Below are 24,556 nucleotides of genomic sequence, written 5' to 3' on the forward strand. Positions count from 1 at the left end.
GGCGGCACTCCCGAGAAACCCGGGGTAAGCTGGGGTTGTTACCCCGAAAACCCGAAAAAAACCGGACTATTCGCGGGGAAAGAGCGTAATCTTCGAGAAACCTGTAGTTCGGGACAATGCATCTTTGAGTCGCGTGTTTCGATCTGCGGCGGGCGAATGAGGCGATGAAAACAACCTGGCCGATTCGAGTTCCGGCGTTTGGGCTTCTGTGGTGCGCTCTGGCGCTGCCGTCATACGCGTATCCCGCGGTGGCAGAGGTTGACCAGACTGCGACCGTACAGCTGTTGGGACGGGCGCATACCCTTGAGGTGCGCGGCCGTATGGACATGGCCAAGCAGCTTTGGCAGCAGGTCCTGTACGTCGATCCCAACAATACGGAAGCGCTCGCCGGCATGGCGCGGGCCGCGAAGCTTGAAGGGAAGAACGAAGACGCGGCGAAGTACGAAGCCCAGATCCGCGCGATCAATCCCAATGATCCGAACCTGCAGCGTCTCGCGAACGTCGGCTCTGCCGGAAGCACAAACTCCGAGCTTGGCGAAGCGGGCCGACTGGCGCAGGCAGGGCAGTACGCGCAGGCGATGACGATCCTTCGCCAGGTGTACGGCAGCAACCCGCCAGCGGGCGATCCCGCGCTGGCGTACTACCAGACCGAAGCTGCGACCGAGGAAGGCCGTCCGCATGCGATTGCGGGTCTTCGCGCGCTGGTGGACAAGTATCCCCAGGACTCGCGCTACCAGATCGCGCTCGGCAAGATTCTGACCTACAACCCGCGCACGCGTCCGGAAGGCCGCAAGCTACTGGCAAAGCATCCGAACGACCCTGACGCACAGGAAGCGCTGCGCCAGTCGCTGATCTGGGACTCGCAGAATCCCTCGACGGCGCCGGACATTCGCGCCTATCTCACGCATCATCCGGACCAGCAGTTGCAGACCGCGCTGGAGCAGCAGAAGGCCCAGCGCAAGGCTTCCGGCGGTGGAGTTCCGGCCAGGCCGCAGACTCCGGAAGAGAAGGCTGCGCAGCAGGCCGTCGTTACCCGGAATGCGGAAGAGAAGGCGGCGTACGCTTCGCTGAACGGGCACCGTACCTCCGAAGCGGAGGATCGGTTCAAGGCGCTGCTCGCCGCGAATCCGCAGAACCGCCAGGCTCTCGCTGGCATGGGCTACGTGCGCATGCAGCAGTCGAACTTCGGTGGAGCGATCAGCTACCTGGAGCAGGCGCAGCAGGGCGGACTGAAGGATCCTTCCGTGGAGAAGGCGCTGAGCGATTCGCGCTTCTACTACACGATGCAGACCGCTACGGCGGCGCTGAATCAGAACGACCTCAAGACGGCTCAGGCGCAGTTCCAGTCCGCGCTGAACATGCGTCCCAACGATCCGACCGCGCTCGAGGGCCTGGGCGGAACGTTGCTGAAGGGGCAGCAGCCGCAGGCAGCGCTCCCGGTCTATACCCAGTTCCTGAAGGCAGCGCCGGGCGATCGCGCGGCGTGGCGCGGGCTGATGATGGCGCAGTATGGCGCGGGGCGGTACAACGACGCGCTAGCCACCGACCAGCATGTTCCTGCCAAGCTGCGTCCGGAGCTGATGCACGATCCGGACTACCTCCGCACGCTGGCATCGGTCTACATGGCGATGGGCCGCGATGCCGATGCGCAGCGCGTGCTGAAGTCTGCGCTGGATCTTCCGTTCCCGGCGGGCGCCCGCGGCCTCAAGGCCGATGTGGAGATGCAGTACGCGTCTTTGCTGGCTGCGGCGGGACACAGCGAGCAGGCCGCCGGCCTCTATCGGCAGGTACTTGCGGGTGACTCGACCAACACGACTGCATGGGAAGGTCTCGTCGAGACCCTGCATGGGCAGGGCAGCGATGCCGATGCCTTCCAGGCCATCCAGACGATGCCGGCGGCAAACTACTCGGCAGCTCTGCAGGAGCCGGGTTTCGTCACGACCGTCTCGGCGGTCTTCGAGGCGCAGGGGCATGATGACCTGGCGCAGGCGTTGCTGGAGAAGTTCCTCGCCAAGCAGCAGCTGGAGACGAAGAAGCTATTTGTTCCGGCCGAGGTTCAACTCGCCGGCCTGTACCTGAAGCATGGGGATGCGGCGCGCGCGTTCCCGCTCTACCAGGCGATGATCGAGGCGAATCCCGAGAGCACCGATGCGTGGAAGGGCCTGCTCAGCGCATTGCACGAGACGAAGCGCGACAATGACGCGATCGCCGAGCTGCAGCAGATTCCAGCGGCGACGCGTGCGCAGCTGGAGCTCGATCCGATCTACCTCGAGATCGTCGCAGGTGTGTATGCGGGTGTAGGCCAGCCGCAGACCGCGCAGGCGTTCCTGGATCGTGCCGAGGAGCACTACGCGACCTCACACATGCCGCCTCCGCCGAGCATAGCGATCCAGACGGCATGGATTGAGTACAACTCCGGCGATGACCGCGGGTTGTACCTGCAGTTGATGGGGCTTGGCGGCCGCAAGGATCTCAGCGACGAGCAGCGGATGGCCGTGCAGACCATCTGGACCCAGTGGGCCGTGCGCCGCGCGAACTCTGCCTCGGAGCGTGGAGATTATCGCCGCGCCATTGCGATCCTGAACGCTACCGCCCGTGCGTTTCCGGGGAATACCGCTGTCACGCGAGCGCTCGCGACGGGCTATGCGGCTGCGGGCATGCCGAAGGAAGCGGTCATCATCTTCCGGGCGCAGGATCTGACCACCGCGAGCGCCGATGACTACAAGGCAGCTGCCGGTGCAGCGCTTTCGGCGAACGATCTTAAGGATGCTGAGGTCTGGCTTCGCTTCGGTCTGGAGCAGTATCCCCGCGACCCGCAGATGCTGAACCTGGCGGGCAAGTTTGAATCGCAGCGTGGCGATGCCAACCGTGCCGCCGAGTACTACCGTGCCGCGCTGAAGCTTATGCCGCAGGGCGATCCGGGAATGGAGCTGGCTGGCGAGCTGCATCAGCCAATGCCGGCGATGACGCACCCGGTCAAGGATGGGCAGCCTGCGGATCTCGCGACGTTGCTTGGCCAGCCAGATGCGGCTCCGGGGGGTGCCCGTCCGCAGCCCTACCTGCCCAGCTACAACGGCTCCAGCAACGCTCCGGTGCAGCTCAAGAACAGTATCCCCGGGGACTATGCTCCGGGCACTCTTCCGGGCTCGAGCATGCCTGCGACGTCTCCCGCGTATGCACCGAACCAGAGCTCGACGCAGCCGCGGCTGAAGGACTACCTGCCGCCGCAGTCGCGGGTGACGGACCCCGCGGTAGCAGGAGGTATACGGTTTATCGTTGGTGGCGAAGAAGCATTGGCGCTCGCGAGCGACACCCGCCACGACGCTGCGCCGCGCGTTGTTTTCCTCGGCAACAGCCATGTGGGCGATGCCCAGATCGTGTCGGCGCGTTATGTGGCTCCGCAACAGGCTACGACTGCCGACGGCACGCCGATCGTGAACTATGCACCGGTGGCCCGGCGCAAGGCTGCGCCGCAGTCGCAGCAGAGCTCGGCTGGCTCCTCGGCCAACACGGGAGCGAACGCGCAGGTTCCGCAGCCGGCACAGCAGCCCGTAGATGGCGACATGGATGCCGCTGCCCGCCGCGCCGCTGCGATCAAGGCGAATCAGTCCACCGGCAACGCTGCGATGACGGGCGTCAGCCGGCCGCCTTCCGACACCTATGACGTCCCCGCCGAGCAGGCACCCGCGGCGAAGGTCACGGGAGCGCAGTATGCTCCGGGGCAGGGTTCGCAGGGACTGCCCACGCAGAGTGCTGATCCCTACGGCACCGGCAGCGGTCTGCAGCAGCAGTATCCGCAGCCACGCACGAAGGGCACCGGCAGCCTGCCTTCGGCCACGAGCACTGGGACGACGGGTACTGGAGCCACGTCGCATCGCCGCGTTCGCAGGGGCACGGCCCGTGCCGCAGAGGCTGCACCGCAGCCGAGTGCTCCGGCCGCTCAACCTCCCGCGCCTCAGCCTGCGATGGTCTATCCGGGAGCGAATCCGCAGCTCTCGGGCTCCCCGCTGCCCCAGGCGGCAGGGACCGCTGTCAATCTTGGCCAGCCGCCGAGCGACTACCAGCTACAGATGCAGCAGGTACCGCCGCTGCGTGGCTACTACGATCCCCGCATCGACCCGACGGCGCCGCTCACTCCGCGCCAGCAGACGGAGCTTGACCTTGCGAGCATCGAAGGCAGCTACAGCCCCTGGGTCGGTGGCAGCGTGATCGGCCGCTATCGCAGCGGTACGCCGGGCATCGATCGCCTCGCTGCGCTGACGGCCCCGTTCGAGTACTCGTTCACGCTGGACAACGCGGTTCGCTTCACCTTCGTGGGCACCCCGGTCTTCCTGAACTCCGGACAGCTGGACACACAGGGCGGAACGCTGACGCCGTACGTTCCGCTGCTGGGCTCCCTGTATGGCAGCGCGACAAACAATCCGCAGCAGCAGTTCGCGTCGGGTGTCGGTGGCGAGGTGCAGGTTGCGACGAATACCTTCGCCGCAGCCGTCGGCGTAACGCCGTTCCAGTTCCTGGTGACCAACGTGATCGGCCGCGGCAAGTGGCGTCCCGCGAATGGGCACTTTACCTTCTTCGGTGGCCGCGATGCCGTCCAGGAGACGCAGCTCTCCTATGCTGGCCTGCGTGATCCGGCCTCGGTTTCGACCATCTATCCCGGCAATGTTTGGGGTGGTGTGGTGCAGACCGGCGGCGGCGTGCGCATCGACTCCGGCAACGAGAAGGCGGGCATCTACGGCGTCTTCGAAGGCGGATACCTCACCGGGTATCACGTGCTCGACAACACCAAGGTCGATGGCACCTTCGGCGCCTACTTCCGGGTGAAGGACTGGCCGGAGTATGGCTCGCTGAATATCGGCGGCCTGTTCTACGGCATGCACTTCCGGCACAACGAGCGGGCTGAGACCTACGGCCTGGGCGGATACTTCTCGCCGAACGCGTACTTCCTCGCCGGGGTCCCGGTCAGCTTCCGGGGCCACTACCAGCAGAACCTGCACTACGTGATCAACGCGAGTGTGGGTGTGCAGAGCTTCCAGGAGACCAGCGCTTCGTACTTCCCGCTGGATCCCGCGCTCCAGGCTTCAGCGATCACAGCCTGCGTGAACTACACCGGCAGCACGGTGGCGGTGATCAACCGCAACTGCGGCTACCAGCCGAACAACGCGAACACGGGCATGAACTTCTCGGTGGATTCGGAGCTGTCATACCACGTGACAGACCACTGGTTTGTGGGCGGCTTCATCAGCGCCAACAACACGAACAACTACAACACGGTGCAGGGAGGCTTCTTCGTGAAGTACCTCTTCCGTCCGCAGTACGAGACGCCGCAGGGTCCGACCGGACTCTTCCCGGTTGAAGGTCTTCGTCCGCTGCGAGTTCCATAGCAGACGTACCCATCTCGGAGGCTTCTTCGCAGCCCACCCGCCTTTCCGGCAGGTGGGCTTTGTTCTGTTTGCGCCTCGGAGGTCATCTTCCTGAAACGTTCGGGACGATTCCCGAAACTGTGTCTTGTCAAGGAGCAAACCCACCGGTATAAGTCATTCAACACCTCAGTGATAGGAACGCTGTCGAGAGCTCCTGGGGGAGTTGAAATCGGCACGTCGACATGGCTGCAGCGCGAGGAGAACTCCCGAGATGAACCGGGCCCGTACAGAGCAGAATTGCCGTCAAGCGACGGTCGGGAATCGAACAGGGAAGCAAACAGCCGCGGGTCTCCTGTGTGGACTGGCGATGGTGTTGTCCGCGGGTTCGCCACGGGCGATGGCGGGCGGCATCTTCGGTGCGGCGCCACCGATGCCGGATTGGGTGCGGCAGGCCGCGAAGCAGACGCTGCCGACGTATCCCAAGTCCACCAAAGCCGTCGTCCTGATGGAGGACACCACCTACACCGTGGGCTCGAACGGGCAGGCCGTCGAGCATGTGCGCCGCGTGGTAAAGATCCTGCGGCCGCAAGGGCGTGAGTACGGCTATCCGATCGTGTACTTCGACAAGGACTCGAAGGTCCTCTCGATGCATGTCTGGAGCATCGATGCAGCCGGTCACGAGTACTCGCTGAAGGACAGCGAGATCATCGAGATTGGCCATCCTGGTGAGGGTGGTGAGCTCTACGACGATGCCAAGATGAAGGTCGCAGATCCCCCGGGCCGCGATCCGGGAGGCATCATCGCGTATGAGTATGAGGAGCGCGAGCACCCGTATGTGGCCGAAGCCAACTGGGTGTTCCAGGATGAGCTTCCGCGCTTGAACCAGCAGTTCACGCTGATCCTGCCGGCTGGTTATAGCTACAACACCACGTGGGCCAACCACGCGAAGCTGGACGCGGCGGACCTTGAAGGCAAGGGCTATCGCTGGGGGATGACGAATGTTGCAGGTATCGATCTCGAAGATGTTCCGTTGTCTCCGTCGGCGGCGTCCCTCTCGGGCCGCATGACCGTGCACTACTCCGGGCCGGGACTGGCGCAGCCGCAGGATGGTACGTGGCAGGGTGTCGGCCTCTGGTATGAGGGCCTGTCGCGGGATCGCATGCAGCCCAACGCGGACATCACCGCAAAGGCGCAGGCTCTCGTCGCGGGGAAGACCGACTTCTACGACCAGGCAGAGGTGCTCGGCGAGTTTGTGCAGAAACAGATTCGCTACTTCGTGATTGAGATGGGTATTGGCGGCGACCAGCCTCACTTTGCTTCCGATATCTACAAGGGCCGTTACGGCGACTGCAAGGACAAGGCGACGCTGCTTGGGGCCATGCTTTCGAGCGTGGGTCTGCACAGCGACATCGTTCTCGTGGACTCGCAGCGCGGCACGGTCAATCCGGAAAATCCATCGCGCTGGGGCAACCATGCCATCGCGGCGATCGAGGTGCCTGCAGGGTATCAGTCGCCGAAGCTGCATAGCCTCGTCACGACGAAGGCCGGCAAGCGCTACCTGATCTTCGATCCGACCTGGTCAGACACTCCGTTTGGGCAGATTGAGGACAACCTGCAGGGCAGCTACGGTCTGATCGTTGAGGGCAAGGCCAGCGAGCTGGTGCAGATTCCTGTGGTCGATCCGAACTTCAACACGATCCGGCGAACGGCCACCTTCGCGCTTGCCACGGATGGGACGTTGAAGGGGCAGGTGGTCGATCGTCGCTTCGGGGATATTGCCTCAACGCGCCGTCGCGAGCTGGCGAGCAGCGACGGCCACAAGCAGCAGCAGTACATGGATCGCACGGTGTCACACGACCTCGCGGCGGCATCGCTCACGGACCTGAAGTTCGAGAACGTCGACGCGTTGGACAAGGACCTGACCACCAGCTTCCAACTGACCGCAGCACACTTCGCGACGGCCACCGGGCCGCTCCTGATGGTGCGGCCCAGGGTCTTCGGCGACTACGCGCCGAACGCGGATCGTAAGGCCCGCACCGTTCCCATCGACATGGGGACAGCCATGCAGGCCACGGACAGCTTCGACATCGAGTTGCCGGAAGGCTACGCGGTGGATGAGCTGCCCGATCCGATCCAGCAGGACTTCGGCTTTGCGAGCTACGAGAGCAAGACCGTGCTCAACGGTCGCGTGTTGCACTACACGCGCACCTACACGGTCCGGCAGGTCGAAGTTCCGGCGGAGAAGTATGGTGAGGTCCAGAAGCTCGCCAGCGTGATTGCGTCGGACGAGGACAGCCGCGCCGTGTTGAAGCGCGCGCATTAGAGCGACAGTATTTTCGCAACCCGCATCACTCAGCCGGAGCAACATGTCTGGAAGCGGAGGTGGGAAGTTGAGACCAAACGACGAGAGCCGTCCAGCAGAGAAGGAGTAGTAATGATTTCCACCCACGCACCATGGAATGAGGGCACCAGCAATCAGGGAAGTATGAGCGGAACGCACCACGGAAAGGCCCACCTCTCGTGGGCAGGATGTGTGCTGCTTGTCGGAACGATGTTTGGAGGCATTGTCCCCTCGGCATTAGCCGATGCGTTCACACCTCCCACGAAGGAAGAGCTGGCCATGAAGGCACTCGACGGCTACCCGAACGCCGCAGCCGTCGTTCTTTTCCGTGAGGAGATCACCAAGGACGACCTCCACTCGGTACTGCACTATGAGCGCATCAAGATCCTCACGGAAGAGGGCAAGAAGTACGCGAATGTGGAACTGGCTTACGTCAGCACTCATGATTCTGGCTACGACTCGAGCGGAGACGACAAGACAGCTGACAGTATCCAGGGCCGGACGATCCACGCTGACGGCACGATCATCCCGTTCACGGGGAAGCCGTACCTGAAGACGCTCGAGAGTGGAAAGAAATACAAGGTGCAGGAGAAGGTCTTTACGCTGCCGGATGTGGAGGTGGGAAGCATCGTTGAGTACCGCTATGCGACGCGGATCAATGACAACATCTATGAAGCGCCTTCCTGGCTCCTGCAAGGGGACCTCTTTTTGAAGAAGGCGCACTACGTCTGGTACCCGACGACGCGGGAACTTCAAGATGGTGAGACGGGTGCCCTGGTCAACTCAATCGCCTGGTTTCCCATCCTGCGGAAAGAGGACCACTTTGAGCAGCATCAGCTCGCCACCGGACAGAGACTGTATGAGCTGTCCGTCGCCGATGTGCCTCCTCTGCCGAAGGAGGAATTCATGCCTCCCACGAGGTATTACTCACTCCGCCTGCTGTTCAGCTTCACGCAGTACCACTCTGCAGATGACTTCTGGAAGGACACAGCCAAGCACTGGTCCAAGGGTGTAAACAGCTTCGCCGGTCCGAATGGGGATCTGCGCAGCGCCACGGAGAAGATCGTCGCGGGCGCCACTACCGACGACGAGAAGCTCCACCGCATCTATGCGACGGTGATGTCGCTGGAGAACACGGCGTTTACCCGCGAGCGCGATGAGCGCGAGGACAAGGCGAACGGAAGCGGCAAGACGAACAATGCTGCCGATGTGCTGGCGCATAAGCGTGGCTCGCCATGGCAACTCACCGAGCTTTTTATCGGCATGGCGCGGGCCGCCGGTCTGTCGGCCTATGGTGTGTGGGTTCCGGATCGTTCGATCGAACTCGTGACCAAGGGGTGGTTGAGCACTTCGCAGTTCGATGACCTGATTGCGATCGTAAAGGTCGACGGCAAAGAACAGTTCTTCGATCCGGGCTCGCGTTACCAGCCGTATGGACGCCTCGCATGGGAGCATACCTTTCTTCCCACCGTGTTACGCCAGACCGATGGCGGAACGGACTGGGGCACCACGCCTGGCGATGCGTATCCGGCAAACGTAACGCAGCGGATTGCAAACCTGACGATGGACGAAAGCGGCAAGGTGACGGGCTCAATCGACATGACGTATACGGGGGCTCCCGGCGTGCGTTGGCGGCAGGCTGCTCTTCGAGGCGATAACGAGAGCGTGCGGAAGCAACTCGAGGAAAGCTTGCAGGAGATGCTGCCAAGAACGATCGAAGTCAAGGTCGAGAGCCTGAATTCACTCGATGACTACGAGAAGCCGCTGGTGGTGAAGTTCACGACGACCGGTACTCTGGGCACAATGACCGGCAAGCGCATGGTGCTTCCCGTGGACTTGTTTACGGCGGGTGGCTCTGCGACGTTTCCGCACGAAAAGCGCGATGCACCGGTGTATTTTCACTACGCTGCGATGACCCGCGATGCCCTGCGCATCAATCTGCCGAAGACGCTTACACCGGAGGCTGTACCGGACGCCGCGAAGTACAGCCTGCCGCAGGAAGGGGGCTACAGCCTGAGTGTCACGTACTCTCCTGCACAGTTCACCACGCGGCGCGACATGGCGCTCAACAGCATTCTGGTGAGCCCGGCTGACTATACCAAGCTGCGCGCGTTCTACACGCAGTTCGAAACGAAGGACCAGGAGAGTGTCGTCCTGAAGCCGGGGCTGGCGACCACCGTCACCAGCATTCCTGTAACTCCGGAGGACAAGACGAAGTAACATTTTTTCGGTCGGCGATGCACTGAATGGTGCGCGGCCGACTGTCCTCCGGTATTTGGGCGGTGGCGCGTTATGAACGGGGAGGCGCGATCTCTCACATGCGGCAGACCTTCACCGTGCCGTTGTCATAGGGGCACGGTGAAGTTGTTTTTGCAGTGCTTGCGAGGATGAGCCAGTCGGGAGCGAAGGGGCGCAGCCGGGCTTCGCGTTCAGCGGGAGTCAGAGCGATGAGATCGCGCTGGGCCTCGGCTGCGGGCAGCCACGAGTCAGCCAGTGATGCGCGAATCGCTGCCTCGCCGCCATCCTTCGAGAAGTCGGGCAGGGAGCTGCGCAGGCTGATCGCGCGGAAGTTCTGCGCATCCTCTCCGTCGCGATTCACGTAGCGTGCGTCGAGCGCGAAGAGGGCTGTGTTTGCGGTGTGGTCGCGCGACCAGACGAAGGCCTGAACCCACGGATTGCTGTTCGTGCGTCCCGGTAGCTCGATGTGCGGTGAGGCTGGAAAGCTTCCGCACTGTGCCAGAAGGAAGATCAGTGCCGTCGTTGCAATCACTCCTGTGGGCATGAAACGGAGCGCGCTTCGGACGGTCTGAGAGCGTTGCTTTGACGCAAGCACCCTGGCCCGGCTTGCGAGGCTCGCGCCCAGCAGGAGCGGCAGCAAAGCGTATACGCTCCACAGCACGCGGAGCGGCTGCAGGCGAGCAATAGGATGTGCCGCGAAGTGCTCCTGGCCGCAGCACAATGCGACGAGCACTCCGCTCGCCAGGAGACCAAGCGCCGCGCGTGCGAGGAGTCTTGTTCCCGGTTTGAAGTTCGCAAGTCGCTGAGTGGCGAAAGCCAAAAGGATGATCGCCGGGCCGATGATTCCCAGCAGCTCGAACCATTGCCATCGGGACAGGAACCAGTAGTAGCGACTGGTGTCGGCGGCCAGCACCGCAGCTGAGCTCGGAGCTGAAGCCAACTGCATTGCGGCGGCGATCAGCAATGCGGCGCATGAAGCGACTGCCATCCAAAGCGTAGCTCGGTGAGTTCGCGCGAGACGCAGCATCACGACGAGGCCCGTGCCGTAGGTCGCCATCAAGGGGTGGAACGCGAAGCCCAGTAACAGCGATGCGGCGCAGGCTATGGCCGAGCGCGTGCCGCCCCGAGGGGGCCTGCGGCTGTGCACGCGGCTGGGGCCCCAGGAGTCCATCGCAAAGGCTGCGGCAAAGAGCGTGAACGGGGCGCACAAGGTTCGCGCTGTCAGGTAAGGGTCGAACAGCAGCAGCGACGTGCCGGCGACCGGTACCGTCGTCCACGCAGCGAGGAGAGCGATCCCAGCGAGCTGTGCCTGCAGGTCTTCGGTGATTCGCCGCATCAGCGCGAGAGCCGCCGTGAGGGTGAGTGCCAACGCGGCAAGTTGCAGCAGAATCATTGCCCACGGCAACGCGATGTGCAGGTGCACCATGCCGGCGAGCAGCGGTTCGAACAACGATGTGCGCAGGGGTTCGACGATGAACGGCAGGCATCGCGGATACAGCGTCGGATTGAGCCGCAACAGCACTCGCGTCAGGTACATTCCGCCGTCTTCCGCGTAAGGATGCCAACCGGCGACGCCGAAGGAGAGCAACGTCAAAGCTGTGATGAGCAGGGACCACCGCGTGGCCGACCAGCGAGCCTGCTGCGGCGGCCGGGAGTTCCTCGAGCGTGGCTGAAGCGCGGGCGTTGCGGCGAGCAGGACTGCCATCTACAACACTTTACCCGTCGGAGACAGCTGTTGCGTGTGCCGGGCCAGTGGCGCGAGGGGACGATACAATGGTCGAGGCTGGTACGCATGCAGATTCGCTCCTACAGGTCGCCGAAGATAGCCTCCCTGCGTTCGAGCGCCCCGGGGTGGGTGCGTTGACGCGGGAGAACCGTCAGAACCTGTTCAAGATGTTGCCCGGGCTGCTGATCAGCGCCGGGTTCATCTGGTGGACGTATATCCGCATCGGCCCCAATGGCAAGCGCGGCTTCGACGCCGAGACCTTCCATCAGCTGCATGTCGTGGCTCCGGTATGGCTGCTGGGTGTGGTCGTCTTCAGCGTGCTGGGCTATGGCACGCGCTGCTATCGCAGCTACGCGATGCTGAAGAGCACCGGCGCAAAGTTCAGCGTGTGCTCGCGCGTCTTTATGACGTCGCTGGCAGCGAACAATGTGCTGCCGCTGCGCATCGGCGATGTGATGCGGATCTTCAGCTACGCGTCCGACGTCAACGCCACTCCGTCGACGGTGTTGAGTACGGTGATCCTGGAAAAGCTGCTCGATGTCTTCTCCCTCGCTGTGCTGTTTGTGGGCACGCTGCAGTTTGGTGGCGGTGTCTCCGGCCACATGAAGACGGTGGCTGAGACGGGCATGATCATCTCCACCGTTGGGCTGCTGGTGATGGTCTTTGGCGCGCAGGCCATCGAGCCGCTGCTCGAGAAGATCTTTGCCGGAACGCAGAATAAGCTGCTGAAGAAGCTCGAGCACTGGCTGCTGCTGGCCATCGACTGCATGCGGCAGATCGGCATCGTCGGCTCGCTGATGCTGGTGGTGTACAGCTTCATCGCATGGGCCTTTGAGTGCTTCATGTATGTGGCGATGGCGAAGAGTATTGGCCTGCAGTCCGATCCGGTGGGTCCATGGCAGGCGACTGCGGAGGCGAACCTGTCGTTCCTCATCCCAAGCTCTCCTGGCGGCATCGGTCCGTTCGAGCTGGCATGCAAGGATGCGATGACGCGGCACGGAGCGTCTCCTGCTGCTGCCGCGCTGTATGCGCCGCTCGTACATCTGTGGCTTCTCGCGGCGATTACTGCGGTGGGCGGCGGCATGTTCTTCGCACACCGCGTGCACCAGGCGCGACGCAAGCCGCTGCTCGAAGAGATTGAAGAGCTGCCGGGAACGCTGCCTTAAAGACAGTGAGTAGACAGTAGAGATTAGACAGTAAGGGAAGAGCGGACCTGGCTCAAGGCATTCGCCATGCCGCCGCTGCTGAGAGAACGTATGTATCGCAAGCTGCAACAGACCATTCAGGCAAAGATTCAGTCGCTCCTCGTGGAGCGCTACGGTGTGGAACTGGCGACGCTGGTTGTCGAGCTGCCGCCTAAGATCGAGTTCGGCGAGATGGCTCTGCCTGTCGCCTTTGAGCTCGCCAAGCGGTTGAAGAAGGCGCCGCGCATGATTGCGCAGGAGCTTGCGCCGTTGCTTGCCGGCATAGAAGGCGTGGCCAGCGTTGATGTCGCTGGCGCAGGCTATCTGAACCTCAAGCTCGACCGTGGTGATGTGGTGAAGCGCATGGCCGCGGACGAGCACGCGGCAGTGGGCGGCGCGGGCTTTCGTCTGGTCGAGCACACCAGCATTAATCCCAACAAGGCTGCGCACGTAGGCCATCTTCGCAACGCTATTCTCGGCGACAGCTTCGCGCGCATGTTGAAGCGTGATGAGTACAAGCCGGGTTGGGAGATTGGTGTACAGAACTACATCGACAACACCGGCGTGCAGGTTGCGGACATCGTCGTTGGCGTGACGACGCTCGAAGGCATGGACCTTGACCGCGTGAAGGAGTGGATGCAGGAGCTCTTCGAGAGCAACCAGCGGCTGGACTACGCGTGCTGGGATCTCTATGCGCGTGTGTCGCAGTGGTACGACTCGGACCCCGCGCTGGCGGTCGAGCGCAAGAAGCTGCGCATCGACACGCTGCACAAGATTGAGGAAGGCAACAACGATACGGCGACGATCGCGGACCTCATCGCGACGGGCGTGCTGCGCCGTCATCTCGAGACGATGGAGCGGCTCGGCATCGAGTACGACTTCCTGCCACGCGAGAGCGAGATCCTGCATCTCGACTTCTGGAACACAGCGCGCGAACTGATGATTGCGAAGGGCGTGCTGTACTTCGAGAGCGAAGGCAAGAACAAGGGCTGCTGGGTGATGCGGCGCGCTGGTGTGGCTCCTGCGGGTCTGGGCGATGGCCCTGGGCCTGAGGTGAATGGTGAGCTGACTCCGAGTGATGGCCCTGATGAGGATGCCAAGATCCTGGTGCGCTCCAGCGGCACGGTCACGTATGTCGGCAAGGACATTGCGTATCACCTCTGGAAGTTTGGCCTGCTGGGTAAGGACTTCTTCTACGCCCCGTTCCACCAGTACGCGAGCCACATGTGCTGGACCTCGACGGACAAGCCTACGGGGCAGCTGCCCGACGGCAAGGGCTTCGGGCATGCGGATGCGATCTACAACGTCATCGACTCGCGCCAGGACGATCCGCAGACGCAGGTGAAGGAGGCGCTGCGCGGGCTCGGCTATGAAGCCGAGAGCGAGCGCTACACGCACCTGAACTATGCCTTCGTCGGGCTGACGGCTCGCACGGCAGAAGAGCTTGGTTACACCCTGACCGATGAAGAGCGTGCGAAGAACTTCATTGAGGTGAGCGGACGCAAGGGCTTCGGCGTGAAGGCCGATGACCTGATCGACCGCATGATTGCAGCGGCTCGCACCGAGGTCGATGCGCGGCATCCTGAGCTTGAGGACGCGGAGCGTGCGGAGATCGCGAAGACGATCGGTGTGGGGGCGTTGCGGTTCTTCCTGCTGCGCTTCACGCGGACGACGCTGATCGCCTTCGACTTCAAGGATGCGTTGAGCTTCGATGGCGAGACTGGTCCTTATGCGCAGTATGCTGCTGTGCGCGCGGCGAACATCTTCCGCAAGGCAGGCGTGGAGGCCGAGGCGGCGCTGGTCGCGGTGCAGTCGGGCGACTATGCTGCGCTGCTCGCGAGCGAAGAGGGAACCAGTGTGTGGGAGATGTGGCTTGCTGCCTCGCGCGTCTCCACGGTGCTGGAGCAGGCGATTGCTGCGGCGGAGCCTGCAATCCTGGCGCGCTATGCCTTCCAGCTGGCGCAGCAGTTCAACAACTTCTATCACCGGCATCACATCCTTACGGAGACGGACGAGACGCGCAAGACGCTGCTGCTGGCGACGGCGGCGGTCGCTCGCCGCGAGCTGGTGCGGGTGCTGGGCTGGCTGGGGATCGGCGTTCCCAGCGCGATGTAGCCTGGCGGTCGGAGTCCGTTCGCGGGAAATTGAAATACAGTGCTGTTCCTGTCGTGAAGCGGAGGATATACTTCTCGCGCTCGCCCGATTTCACAGGAGTCAACACAATGTTTCCTGGTGGTGCTCTCGGAATTCCTACGCTTGCTCAATGGAAGGCTGATACCGAACTTCGCACGATGCGAAGTTCGGAGATGAAGGCCATCGACAAGGCGATTGAGAATTACAACCTCAATCGCACTCCGGAAAACATCGGCAAGATCCGCATCGCGCTGAGCCGGTGGATCGCGACGAAGGGCCTTGCGTGGGAGAACAGCGATCGCAATAAGCCGCCGAAGCGCCCTATCTCCAAGCTCTACGATACCGTGACGGCGATGAAGGCCAAGCTGCCCCCGGACGAGCAGGCGGCGTTGCGCTTCATGGTGGAGCAGCAAAAGACGCTGCTCTATCGGAACTTTCAGAATGCCAAGCTCGAGCTGCCGGGCTTCAACGCGCTGATGACGTTGAAGAGCACCGAGCATACGATGAAGAGCGCGGCGAGTGCCGTGAAGAGTGCAGGCTCGTCCATCGTGAAAGCCGCGGCGCAAGGCGAGGTGATGAGCGCCGTCAACGAGCTCTTCGGCTCCGAGATTCAGGATGTCACCTCGCTGGCCAACTGGGTGCTGCAGGAGACGGGAGCGCAGGCACTGCAGTCCGTTGCCGAGCACGTGGCCAGCATGATCCCGGTCATCTCACTGATCGCAGGTGGAGCGAAGGTGCTCGCGCACTGGGGAACTGTCGTCTACAACCTCTACAAAGAGATCAACGTCTACTCGCATCGCAACGCGGTGGCGCCGGGAGTTCCGACCGCGGCCCTGCAGGGTTTGCGCGACCTGTTGAGCCGGCAGACGAACTTCGCCGCGGCGAAGGCCACGATCAGTACGGCTGCCTTTGGCGCCAACGTTGGCCTGCATGCGGCCAAAGGGGCAGGCGCGATCCTGTCTCCCGTTGTGGGGGCGGCAGAGGCGACGGCACAGGCGATTCGCGCGATTACGCTGTTCGCCATGCAGGTGCGGGAGGCGGTGATCATGCACCGTGCGCTGAAGGACCCGGCTTCCATCGGACTCGAGACGCTGAACAAGGCTCCTCTGCTGGGCTGCTACATGCTCATTGGAGCTTCAGACTCGGAGCTGATCGCCATGCTGTGGGATGAGTTCGGGCAGGCGGGGTGGATGGACGATGTGACGCTCATCCTCAAGGACTTCAAGCCGCTGATGGACTCGGCCGCGAGCGTGATTCAGAGCTCGCCGTTCAAACTGACGAATGTGCCGGCGCGGCGGTCGGTGAATGCAACGTTGTTTCAGAAGGGCAAGCTGCTGGCCAGCGGACTTGCCTAGACGAACAAGGCCGGCCGTTACCGACCTCTGTGCCCGGCAGAATAGGTACCAAGGTTTCCACATGGCCTCCAGGGGCCTGAGATAGTCTGTTGCCTGTTACGTGGAGGCTCGCGCATGCGAAGAGCAGTACTGACGGTGGGTGTGGCGTTGGTGATTGGGCTTGGCAGCATGGCGCAGACTCCGGATGCAGGTCCGGCGATGGCGCCCAGCGGTGTCGAAGTGCGGGGCGACGGGCATTGTCCTGTGGTCAAGGCCGGCGATGTCGTGCACTACACGCTGACTCTCGACGGCGCCGACGAGGCGCAGTCGGTCTACGCCGATCTGCAGCTTCGCTCACGCGGCGGGATGAAGGAGAGCGATCTTCCTTTGCCGGGTTCGGGCGCGATTGGCGGCGGTGGTGCGGGAACGCGTGATTCGCAGTGGGGCAAGGTGTATCACTTTGCGTTCACTGTGCCGTCGGGCGTGGACTCGGGCGTATACCACGCACAGGGTGTGATGGTGACGGTACGCGATGCTTCGGGGGCGAGCCCTCTGGATGCTGCGCTGGACAAGAAGGCACGCGAGCGGGTGCATCGCTTCTGTCTTGCTGTCTATGGCAAGGGGAGTGGCGACCTTTTCCCGCTGGTGACGGACTTCAAGGGTGGGCCGATCGACAAGAAGTAGCAGGCCACGAAGTTGCTACACCTCGGGCGGGGCGAGGATGCGGAGCGCATTGGGCACGATAGAGATTGTCATCGGCGTGTAGCCGAGCCAGTCACCGTCGGCCTGTACGGGTACATGGCCGGTGAGGCCTACCCCGCAGGTAAAGCTCTCGACATCACCGTGAAACGCGAAGCGGTTGAAGGCATGCAGGCGCAGCCAGCTCAGGACAAACCACATCGGTAACGATAGCCAGGCGGGACGGTGGGCCGCGGCGAGCCGCAGGTGTTTGTCGCCGAGCCGCGTGCCTCGCATCATCGGGCTGAAGGCCCCACCGAGGTCGCCCACACGAGCGGCCATTGCGGTGACGGCGAGATCCGGCGCGGGCTCGCTGGGTCTCTCGCAGTGCAGAGCGAACTCCGAAAGGTGCGCCGTCAGCGCAAGGTGCGCGGCGGTGAGGTAGTAGGCGAGGCGACCCAGCCTTCGCTTGCTGGTGGCTGCAAGCTTGTAGACCAGCATCCCATCCGCGCCAGCTCCTGCGGTAACGAGGAAGAATCGCTCGCCTTCGCCTTCGCTCGTGGTGAAGCTCACGTGCCCCATGGGAATGATGCGGGGTGTGAGGTCCAGTTGCTGCAGCGCGGCCTTGACGGGATCGCGAGGCAACCTGAGGTGCCGTGCAAGGGCGTTGGCGCTGCCCATGGGCAGCACGCCGAGCGCGATGTCGGTGCGGAAGGCGAGGCCTTGCGCTGCGTCATGGATGGTTCCATCGCCGCCACAGGCGAAGAGGATGTCTGCGCGTAGCGAAGCGACCTGCATGCCTGCGGTACCTCGACCTTGTGTGGCGATGGCTTCGACGAGATGGCCGTGGGAGCGAAGTGCTTCGGCGACTGCGGAGAGCGTGCGGGACTGGTCGCGACCTCCGGCGGCAGCTGGGTTGTATAGCAGGACGATGCGAGACACGCAGCCAGTGTATGGTGAGGCGATGTGGCATTGGAACCGGAGGCAATTTCTCAGCACAGGGCTATTTAGCCTGTTGGCGTTGACCGAACGCGTTGGTGCGGTGGAGCCGTCTCGCTTCGAGCCGTGGCGGGCGGGATGGCTGGACTTACATCACATCTCGACCGGGCGCGGGAATTCGATGCTGGCGATTCTACCTGATGGCACGTCGCTGATGGTCGATGCGGGTGCGGTGGATGAGACGAGCGATGCGCGTGCGTTGGCTCCTGCTCGGCCGGATGCTTCGCGGCGTCCGGGCGAGTGGATTGCGCGCTATGCTGCGCGGCATCTGGCCGCGACGCCGGCGAAGCAGATCGATACGTTCGTGCTGTCGCACTTTCATGGCGACCACATGGGGCAGCTCACGGCGCGGTCTCCGCAGTCGAAGCTCGGCAACTACAAGCTCACCGGCGTGAGTGATGTAGCGGAGACGCTGCCGATTCGGCGGGTGCTGGATCGGGGATTTCCGGATTACTCGTATCCGGGGCCGATCAGCGATCCCTCGACGCTGAACTATCGCAGCTTCCTCAAGGCACAGCAGGCGCGCGGGATGAAGGTGGAGCGGTTCCGCGCCGGAGCTTCGGGGCAGATTTCGCTTATGTATGAAGCCGCGAAGCATGCAGCGTTTCGCGTGCGCAACCTTGCGAGCAATGGTGAGGTGTGGACGGGCGAGGGCGAGAAGACGAGGTCGCTGTTTCCTCCGTTGGAAACTTTGCCTCGTGCGCAGTGGCCGCTGGAGAATCCTTGCTCCAACGCGTTGCGCATCGAGTATGGCGGGTTTCGGTACTACATCGGCGGGGACCTGACGTGGGATACACGGTTTGGTTCGCAGCCGTGGATGGATGCCGAGAGCCCGGTGGCGAAGGTTGCGGGGCCGGTGAGCGCGGCTTCGCTGAATCACCACGGCTACTACGATTCGACGGGCGAGAGCTTTGTGCGCGCGATGCAGGCGAGGATCTATGTGCTGCAGTCGTGGCATGCTTCGCACCCTGCGTTCGATGTGCTGGACCGCATCTACAGCCCTGTGCTGGAGCCGGGCAAGCATGATGTGTTGGCCACCGATCTGGTGGAGGCGGCGGAGATTGTGGAGTCGCGGCTCTCGGACCGGATGCTGAGCCAGCAGGGGCACGTGGTGCTGCGGATCGAGCCTGGCGGCGAGCGCTTCTGGGTGGTCGTGCTGGACTCGGCGGATGAAAGCGACCGCGTGAAGGCGCGCTTCGGGCCGTTCAACAGCGTGTCAGAGTAGCGTCGGGACGACTGCGGTGGCGGTGCCTAGCAGGATCTCGTCGAAGCTGGCGGCGTTGGAGGGTGGTTCGGGGCCGATGTAGATGGTGCGGATCCCGGCGCGGCGGGCGATGGAGACGAAGCCGGCGGCGGGGTAGACGTTGCCGGAGGTTCCGATGACGACGAGGTGCGTCGCGGCGTCGAGTTCAGCGTAGATGGCGTCCATGTCGAGAGGGATCTCACCGAACCAGACGATGTGCGGGCGGATCGCTGCGCCGCAGTGCTTGCAGGTGGGTAGAGCGCTCGCGTCTTCGTAGAGGCTGGTGTCGGCGAAGGGCGCATCACAGCGGACGCAGCGGGACTCGAAGAGCTGGCCGTGCATGTGGTGCAGGTGCTGCGAGCCGGCGCGTTCGTGGAGGTCGTCGACGTTCTGGGTGCAGAGGTAGAAGCGGTTGGGCATCTGCTTTTCAAGTTCGGCGAGCGCAAGGTGGGCGGCGTTGGGCTGGGCGGCTGCGGCGTCCCGGCGGCGCTGGGAGTAGAAGCGCCAGACGAGGGCTGGGTCGCGGTGCCAGGCCTCGGGGGTGGCCACGTCTTCCACGCGGTGGTTCATCCAGAGCCCGTCGGATGCCCGGAAGGTGGCGAGGCCGGATTCGGCGGAGATACCTGCGCCGGTGAGGACGAAGAGGCGGTCGGTTTCGTTGAAGCGCATGGTGGTACCCCCCCCCCCCCCCCCCCCCCCCCCCCCCTATCTGGTCAAAGTATTCAAAGGAGAGACTTTAGGGGTGGACCTCGGTAGAGAGGTTCTCCGTGGTCCGTTCTCCGTTGTCCGGGAAATGCGAACGCCCGGCTGGGCCGGGCGGTGGTCGTTTGCTCTGACTTGATTGTATCGGGAGTGTCAAGAGCGGGATCAGTGACATCCGCGAAGGAGCAGGAACCACGCGAGGGAAAGGAGGACTGAACCGATGATTCCTATGACGAGGATGGCGCTTCGCGGCGATGTGGCAGAGGCCGCGTGGGTGTTCAGGTGCGGCGCTTCGGGGTTATAGCGGATGGGAAAGAGGGTGTTTTGCGGGACGGCTTTGTCGGAGGAGAACTCGGCGGTGTGAAGTTCTCCAGCGGCCCAGTAGTTATAGGTGATCCGGAAGTGGCGGGAGGTGGGCAGACCGAAGGCCATGGCTCGGCCGACGCCGGCGTCGTAGCGGCAGGAGGTGACGGTGGCGATGGCTTCGGGCCAGTCGGGGTTGCTGAGTTCGGGCATAGCTGGCTTCGGAGGATGACCGCGGCGGCGTTTCCAGGGGGATGGAGCTGTGGCGAGTGTACGCGAGCGATGTCGGGGCGTCGGACCCACATCTCTTCGAGATATGGGGCACCCGGCTTCCGTGCGGCTGCGAAGGCCCGGGTCACCCGGATTTGTGGTCTATCTGAATTCCCTTCGGAATTTTCGAGGAGGAAAGCGCCGGACGGTTGAGGTGGAATAAGTTTCGTCGGGGTCCTTTGACTGCGTTCGACGCAAAGGGGCGCGTCAAACTTCGCTCAGGATGACGCTGCAGGGAGCGGAGAGGAGCTGGTCCGCTACTTTGCGTAGCTGCGGACCCATTCGGCGATGGTGCGGACGGCTACGCCGGTGGGGCCTTTGGACTGCCAGGGTTTCTGTTCGTCCATCCAGGCGGTGCCGGCGATATCGAGGTGGATCCAGGGAGTTTCGCCGACGAACTCCTTGAGGAACATGGCGGCGGTGGTGGCTCCGCCGTAGCGGCTGCCGCCGGTGTTCATGATGTCGGCTATCTGGCTCTTGATCTGGTCGCGGTAGTCGTCGGTGCAGGGCATGCGCCAATACTTTTCGCCGGTGGCTGGGGTGGCGTCGAGGAAGCGCTGGGCGGTGACGTCGTCATTGGAGAACAGGCCGGCGTTGATGAGGCCGAGCGCGACGCCGATGGCCCCGGTGAGGGTGGCGGCGTTGACCAGCGTGGTGGCTCCGAGCTGCTGGGCGTAGTGCAGGCCGTCGGCGAGGACGAGGCGCCCTTCGGCGTCGGTGTTCATGATCTCGATGGTCTTGCCAGACATGGCGGTGACGACGTCGCCGGGCTTGTAGGCGCGGCCGTCGGGCATGTTTTCGGCGGAGCAGATGACGGAGATGACGCGGACGGAGGGCTTGAGCAGGGCGATGGCCCGCATGGCTCCGAGCATCGCCGCGGCTCCCCCCATGTCGTACTTCATCTTGTCCATGTTGTCGGCGGGCTTGATGGAGATGCCGCCGGTGTCGAAGGTGATGCCCTTGCCGACGAGGCCGAAGACGGGCGTGCCTTCCGCCGGCTCGGTGGGAGGCTCATACTTCATGACGATGAGGGAGGGCGGCTCGGACGAACCCTGGGTGACGGCGGCGAAGGCCCCCATCCTGAGCTCGAGGATCTTGTCGATGCCGAAGACCTCGCAGGAGAGGCCGACCTCGGCGCACATGGATTTGGCGCGACGGCCTAGCTCGGTGGGTGTGAGGATGTTGCCGGGCTCGTTGACGAGGACGCGGGCGAAGTTCTGGCTCTCGCCGTAGGTGATGCCCTGCTTCAGACCGACTTGGGCCCATTGACGCGCGTCCTGGTCCGCTTCGGTGGAGAGGATCGTGACGAGGTCGACGCCGAGGTCCTTGCGGTCGGAGCGGTAGAAGTCGATCTCGAAGTCGGCGAGGAGGGCGCCTTCGGCGAGGGCGCGGGTGGCGAGGCCGCCGGGGACGGTCGCCGAGGGAGCGATGAATTCTGGTGCGGCGATGGCGACGTCGCGGATGGAGCGAGGCTTGGCGAAGCGGATGGCGACGCCAGCGCCCTTGCGGATGGAATCCGCAGTGAGGGCGGAGGCCTTGCCGAGGCCGATGACGAGGAGGCGCTCGGCGGCGATGCCGGAAGGCCTGTGGAGCAGCAGCGTTTCGCCAAGGGTGGCCTTGAACTCCTTATGCGCACCCTGGAGCCAAGGGGCCGCAGCGGCGAGGAGCGGCTGCGAGGTGGTCAACAGAGCAGGCGCAGGATCGCTGCCGGTGGAGCCATTGGCCGTGTCGACGGCAAAGACTGCGAGGAGCGGGGAGGCGAAGTCGACGGGGCTTTGGAAGCGGAGGCTGGCGTTCACCTCTTCATGGTAACGCCGGCGGTTTGATGGGGTGAAGGTGGTGGCAGGAGGTTGATTCCAGGAACAGGGCGATCCAGTTTGGAGGTCTGAGTTAGGAGTTTGGAGACGGGGCGGACCGTTTGCCCTCAGTTTCGGGGCGTGGCCGGGGTGACGGCCAGGAATGTCTGATGGCCAGATGCCAGATTGCCGGGAGTTCCTGGATTTCAGCGGCTGTAGTGCGGCTGATAGCCGTAGCTCTTGGAGCTCGAAGCGCTTTCGGACATCGCGGAGTCTCCGCCGCCGAGTTCCGTGAGCTGGTTGACGACGTGGTGGAGGCTCTGGGCCTGGGCCTTGAGCTGGGCGGCGGCGGCGGAGTTCTCTTCGGCGGTGCTGGCTGTGGTTTGCGCGATGGATTCGATGTTCACGACCGCGGAGCTGACTCGCCGGATGCCTTCGACCTGTTCGCGGCTGGCCGTCTGGATGTCGGCGATGATGGAGTTGAGCCGGGTGGACTGCTCGGTGATTCCGCGAACGGCCGTGGTGACGTGGGTGACCTTGGCGAGGCCTGCGGTGGCGTTGAGGATGGAGACGCCGATGAGCTCTGCGGTCTGCTTGGCGGCCTCGCTGGAGCGCTGCGCGAGGTTGCGGACCTCTTCGGCGACGACGGCGAAGCCGAGACCGGTTTCACCGGCGCGGGCGGCTTCGACGGCGGCGTTCAGGGCGAGGATATTGGTCTGGAAGGCGATCTGCTCGGTGGTCTTGACGATGCCGGAGATCTGTTTGCTGGAGGCGTTGATGGTGTCCATGGCGCTGACCATCTCGTCGAGGAGGCGGTTGGCGTCGTCGAAGCGTTGTTCGTTTTCAGAAGCGATGGAGCCGGCGAGGTTGCAGCTCTCAGCGTTGCGGGCGGAGACGGTGCTGATGATCTGGGCCGAGGAGGAGATCTCGCTGATGGAGGCGGCTTCGCTCTGGGCCGAGCTGGCGAGGGCGTGCGAGGAGGCTTCGACCTGCGCGGTGGCGTTTTCGACCTCGGTGGCGGTGGTGTCGAGGTACTCGAGGACGATGCCCTGGGCTCGGAGCGAACGTCCGAACTGCATGGCGAGCCAGACGGTGGGGATCGTCTCCATGACGACGTAGAAGGCGTGGAGGAGGACGACGCTGAAGCCAGCCTTGTAGTTGAAGACGCTATCCGGCAGCCACAGCCAGAAGGTGACGTGGTGCACGGCGATGATGCCAGCGGCGACGAGCACGGGCTTGATGCGACCAAAGGCGACCAACAGGGCCAGCAGGGCGAAGATCTCGAAGTGGGCTTCGATCATGCCGCCGGCTACGTGGATGGCGAGGGCGCAGACGCCCATGGAGCAGACAGCGAGCGAGACGGGGCCGAACTCCCAGGTGTTGTTGGTGAAGACGGCGAGGCCGGGGCCGAGGAGCAGCACGATCATGACGCCGAGTACGACCGTCATGCTGGAATGCATGATGCTGGCGACAATCAGCAGGATGGGCAGATGGGCTGCCATGAAGTAGAAGCCCAGCGTGCTGACCTTACGGATGTATGCCTTCTCGTAGTTGGTGGTGTCCTGATGCAGAGGATTTTGGGAGAGGGAGGTCATGTTGGTCAGGCATCCAGTCAGGGAAGTCGATATTTCATGCGGAATGGGTCAACGCGTGCGCGAAGTCGCTGGCTGATGGCGCAACCCATTAGCGGCAAAGGGTGAGGCTCTTCCCCGGAGCGCAGGGACGTGAGGATGTTCGTGTCCTGATCGCCGAGGGCGCCGTAGCCGCCACGGTAGAGGATCTTGCTTTCGGGCGTGACGACGACGAGCAGGGGAACTCCGACGAGGCCGATTTTGGCGGGTATGGTCTCGGAGTTGATGTGGATCACGGAGAAGCCGCGATCCTGGACGCGCTGGAGGTTTCGTGGGCCGTCGGGGTCAGGTGGCTCGGGGCCTTCGACCATGACGACCTGCTCTTCGACACCGGGCTGCGGGCCACGGGTTGCGAGGTGCTGAAGAACGCGCTGCGAGCAGGCGCAGCTGGGCGAGAGGAAGTGAACCTCGCGCCAATGGCCGGGGGCGACCGCTGGCGCGAGGGTGAGAATCTCGTCTCCTGGGGCCTGGAAGGGAACGTGGTAGCTCATCAGGATGCCGCCGCCGAGCATGACGAGGGCGGTCCAGCAGATGTAGAGCGCCCGGGATGGCAGGAGTGGCGGCATGAGGCAGAAGACTGGTTCCAGGCGGGCCGGAACGTGAGGTCTTCTGCGA

15 protein-coding genes are annotated in these 24,556 nt (G+C 63.5%); 8 read left to right on the plus strand and 7 right to left on the minus strand.

Features of this window, described 5'->3' with window-relative positions; all coding sequences use genetic code 11:
- Positions 1 to 164 precede the first annotated feature (164 nt).
- The 3 genes from C4S68_RS01010 to C4S68_RS01020 all read left to right on the plus strand — a co-directional run bounded on the left by C4S68_RS01010 (position 165) and on the right by C4S68_RS01020 (position 9,924).
- Positions 165 to 5,384, plus strand: coding sequence for a cellulose synthase subunit BcsC-related outer membrane protein (locus tag C4S68_RS01010; protein ID WP_103931176.1), 5,220 nt, complete (start codon positions 165 to 167; stop codon positions 5,382 to 5,384).
- A 346-nt stretch (positions 5,385 to 5,730) separates the two neighbouring features.
- Positions 5,731 to 7,686 carry a DUF3857 domain-containing transglutaminase family protein gene (locus C4S68_RS01015; RefSeq protein WP_103931177.1) on the plus strand — a complete coding sequence of 652 codons (1,956 nt, stop codon included), beginning with the start codon at positions 5,731 to 5,733 and terminating at the stop codon, positions 7,684 to 7,686.
- Between the two features lie 111 nt (positions 7,687 to 7,797).
- Positions 7,798 to 9,924: a DUF3857 domain-containing protein gene (locus tag C4S68_RS01020; RefSeq protein WP_103931178.1), complete on the plus strand. Its 2,127-nt coding sequence runs from the start codon at positions 7,798 to 7,800 to the stop codon at positions 9,922 to 9,924.
- 94 nt (positions 9,925 to 10,018) lie between these two features.
- Here C4S68_RS01020 and C4S68_RS01025 read toward each other — a convergent pair whose 3' ends face one another.
- Positions 10,019 to 11,647 carry a hypothetical protein gene (locus tag C4S68_RS01025; RefSeq protein ID WP_103931179.1) on the minus strand — a complete coding sequence of 543 codons (1,629 nt, stop codon included), beginning with the start codon at positions 11,645 to 11,647 and terminating at the stop codon, positions 10,019 to 10,021.
- A 68-nt stretch (positions 11,648 to 11,715) separates the two neighbouring features.
- On the opposite strand from C4S68_RS01025, the gene C4S68_RS01030 reads away from it, so the two are divergent.
- From C4S68_RS01030 to C4S68_RS01045, 4 genes are all read left to right on the plus strand, one after another.
- The gene (locus C4S68_RS01030) at positions 11,716 to 12,834 is read left to right on the plus strand and encodes a lysylphosphatidylglycerol synthase transmembrane domain-containing protein (RefSeq protein ID WP_103931180.1); all 1,119 of its coding nucleotides are present in this window, start codon (positions 11,716 to 11,718) and stop codon (positions 12,832 to 12,834) included.
- A gap of 90 nt (positions 12,835 to 12,924) precedes the next feature.
- Complete coding sequence (locus C4S68_RS01035) at positions 12,925 to 14,967, plus strand: arginine--tRNA ligase (RefSeq protein ID WP_103931181.1); 2,043 nt, start codon at positions 12,925 to 12,927, stop codon at positions 14,965 to 14,967.
- 107 nt (positions 14,968 to 15,074) lie between these two features.
- Positions 15,075 to 16,340, plus strand: coding sequence for a hypothetical protein (locus tag C4S68_RS01040; RefSeq protein ID WP_103931182.1), 1,266 nt, complete (start codon positions 15,075 to 15,077; stop codon positions 16,338 to 16,340).
- Positions 16,341 to 16,454: 114 nt separating this feature from the next.
- A complete protein-coding gene (locus tag C4S68_RS01045; protein WP_103931183.1) occupies positions 16,455 to 17,003 on the plus strand; it encodes a hypothetical protein in 549 nt (182 codons plus the stop codon).
- A 15-nt stretch (positions 17,004 to 17,018) separates the two neighbouring features.
- Here C4S68_RS01045 and C4S68_RS01050 read toward each other — a convergent pair whose 3' ends face one another.
- Positions 17,019 to 17,939 (minus strand): diacylglycerol/lipid kinase family protein, encoded by a 921-nt coding sequence (locus tag C4S68_RS01050; RefSeq protein ID WP_160114943.1) that lies wholly within the window; start codon positions 17,937 to 17,939, stop codon positions 17,019 to 17,021.
- A gap of 178 nt (positions 17,940 to 18,117) precedes the next feature.
- Between C4S68_RS01050 and C4S68_RS01055 the strand changes: the two genes are divergently transcribed.
- Positions 18,118 to 19,221: a ComEC/Rec2 family competence protein gene (locus C4S68_RS01055; protein WP_235011267.1), complete on the plus strand. Its 1,104-nt coding sequence runs from the start codon at positions 18,118 to 18,120 to the stop codon at positions 19,219 to 19,221.
- On the opposite strand, the gene C4S68_RS01060 is transcribed toward C4S68_RS01055, so the two are convergent.
- The 5 genes from C4S68_RS01060 to C4S68_RS01080 form a co-directional block, all read right to left on the minus strand.
- Complete coding sequence (locus tag C4S68_RS01060) at positions 19,213 to 19,908, minus strand: SIR2 family NAD-dependent protein deacylase (protein ID WP_103931184.1); 696 nt, start codon at positions 19,906 to 19,908, stop codon at positions 19,213 to 19,215. The genes C4S68_RS01055 and C4S68_RS01060 overlap by 9 nt on opposite strands.
- A gap of 198 nt (positions 19,909 to 20,106) precedes the next feature.
- Positions 20,107 to 20,457 carry a DUF3592 domain-containing protein gene (locus C4S68_RS01065; RefSeq protein ID WP_103931185.1) on the minus strand — a complete coding sequence of 117 codons (351 nt, stop codon included), beginning with the start codon at positions 20,455 to 20,457 and terminating at the stop codon, positions 20,107 to 20,109.
- A 314-nt stretch (positions 20,458 to 20,771) separates the two neighbouring features.
- Positions 20,772 to 22,313, minus strand: coding sequence for a leucyl aminopeptidase (locus C4S68_RS01070; RefSeq protein WP_103931186.1), 1,542 nt, complete (start codon positions 22,311 to 22,313; stop codon positions 20,772 to 20,774).
- A gap of 203 nt (positions 22,314 to 22,516) precedes the next feature.
- Positions 22,517 to 23,905, minus strand: coding sequence for a methyl-accepting chemotaxis protein (locus C4S68_RS01075; RefSeq protein WP_103931187.1), 1,389 nt, complete (start codon positions 23,903 to 23,905; stop codon positions 22,517 to 22,519).
- 17 nt (positions 23,906 to 23,922) lie between these two features.
- Entirely contained in the window at positions 23,923 to 24,507 is a 585-nt protein-coding gene (locus C4S68_RS01080) for a hypothetical protein (RefSeq protein ID WP_103931188.1), read from the minus strand.
- Between the last annotated feature and the right edge of the window lie 49 nt (positions 24,508 to 24,556).

This window comes from Bryocella elongata (genome assembly GCF_900108185.1).
Taxonomy (GTDB): domain Bacteria; phylum Acidobacteriota; class Terriglobia; order Terriglobales; family Acidobacteriaceae; genus Granulicella; species Granulicella elongata.

Bases quoted from the DNA above. Each gene is read 5' to 3' on its own strand.
- C4S68_RS01025 (WP_103931179.1), bottom strand. From the start codon at position 11,647: ATGGCAGTCCTGCTCGCCGCAACGCCCGCGCTTCAGCCACGCTCGAGG.
- C4S68_RS01030 (WP_103931180.1), top strand. From the start codon at position 11,716: ATGGTCGAGGCTGGTACGCATGCAGATTCGCTCCTACAGGTCGCCGAA.
- C4S68_RS01065 (WP_103931185.1), bottom strand. From the start codon at position 20,457: ATGCCCGAACTCAGCAACCCCGACTGGCCCGAAGCCATCGCCACCGTC.
- C4S68_RS01020 (WP_103931178.1), top strand. From the start codon at position 7,798: ATGATTTCCACCCACGCACCATGGAATGAGGGCACCAGCAATCAGGGA.
- C4S68_RS01035 (WP_103931181.1), top strand. From the start codon at position 12,925: ATGTATCGCAAGCTGCAACAGACCATTCAGGCAAAGATTCAGTCGCTC.
- C4S68_RS01045 (WP_103931183.1), top strand. From the start codon at position 16,455: ATGCGAAGAGCAGTACTGACGGTGGGTGTGGCGTTGGTGATTGGGCTT.
- C4S68_RS01015 (WP_103931177.1), top strand. From the start codon at position 5,731: ATGGTGTTGTCCGCGGGTTCGCCACGGGCGATGGCGGGCGGCATCTTC.
- C4S68_RS01040 (WP_103931182.1), top strand. From the start codon at position 15,075: ATGTTTCCTGGTGGTGCTCTCGGAATTCCTACGCTTGCTCAATGGAAG.
- C4S68_RS01060 (WP_103931184.1), bottom strand. From the start codon at position 19,908: ATGCGCTTCAACGAAACCGACCGCCTCTTCGTCCTCACCGGCGCAGGT.
- C4S68_RS01010 (WP_103931176.1), top strand. From the start codon at position 165: ATGAAAACAACCTGGCCGATTCGAGTTCCGGCGTTTGGGCTTCTGTGG.
- C4S68_RS01055 (WP_235011267.1), top strand. From the start codon at position 18,118: ATGCTGGCGATTCTACCTGATGGCACGTCGCTGATGGTCGATGCGGGT.
- C4S68_RS01075 (WP_103931187.1), bottom strand. From the start codon at position 23,905: ATGACCTCCCTCTCCCAAAATCCTCTGCATCAGGACACCACCAACTAC.
- C4S68_RS01080 (WP_103931188.1), bottom strand. From the start codon at position 24,507: ATGCCGCCACTCCTGCCATCCCGGGCGCTCTACATCTGCTGGACCGCC.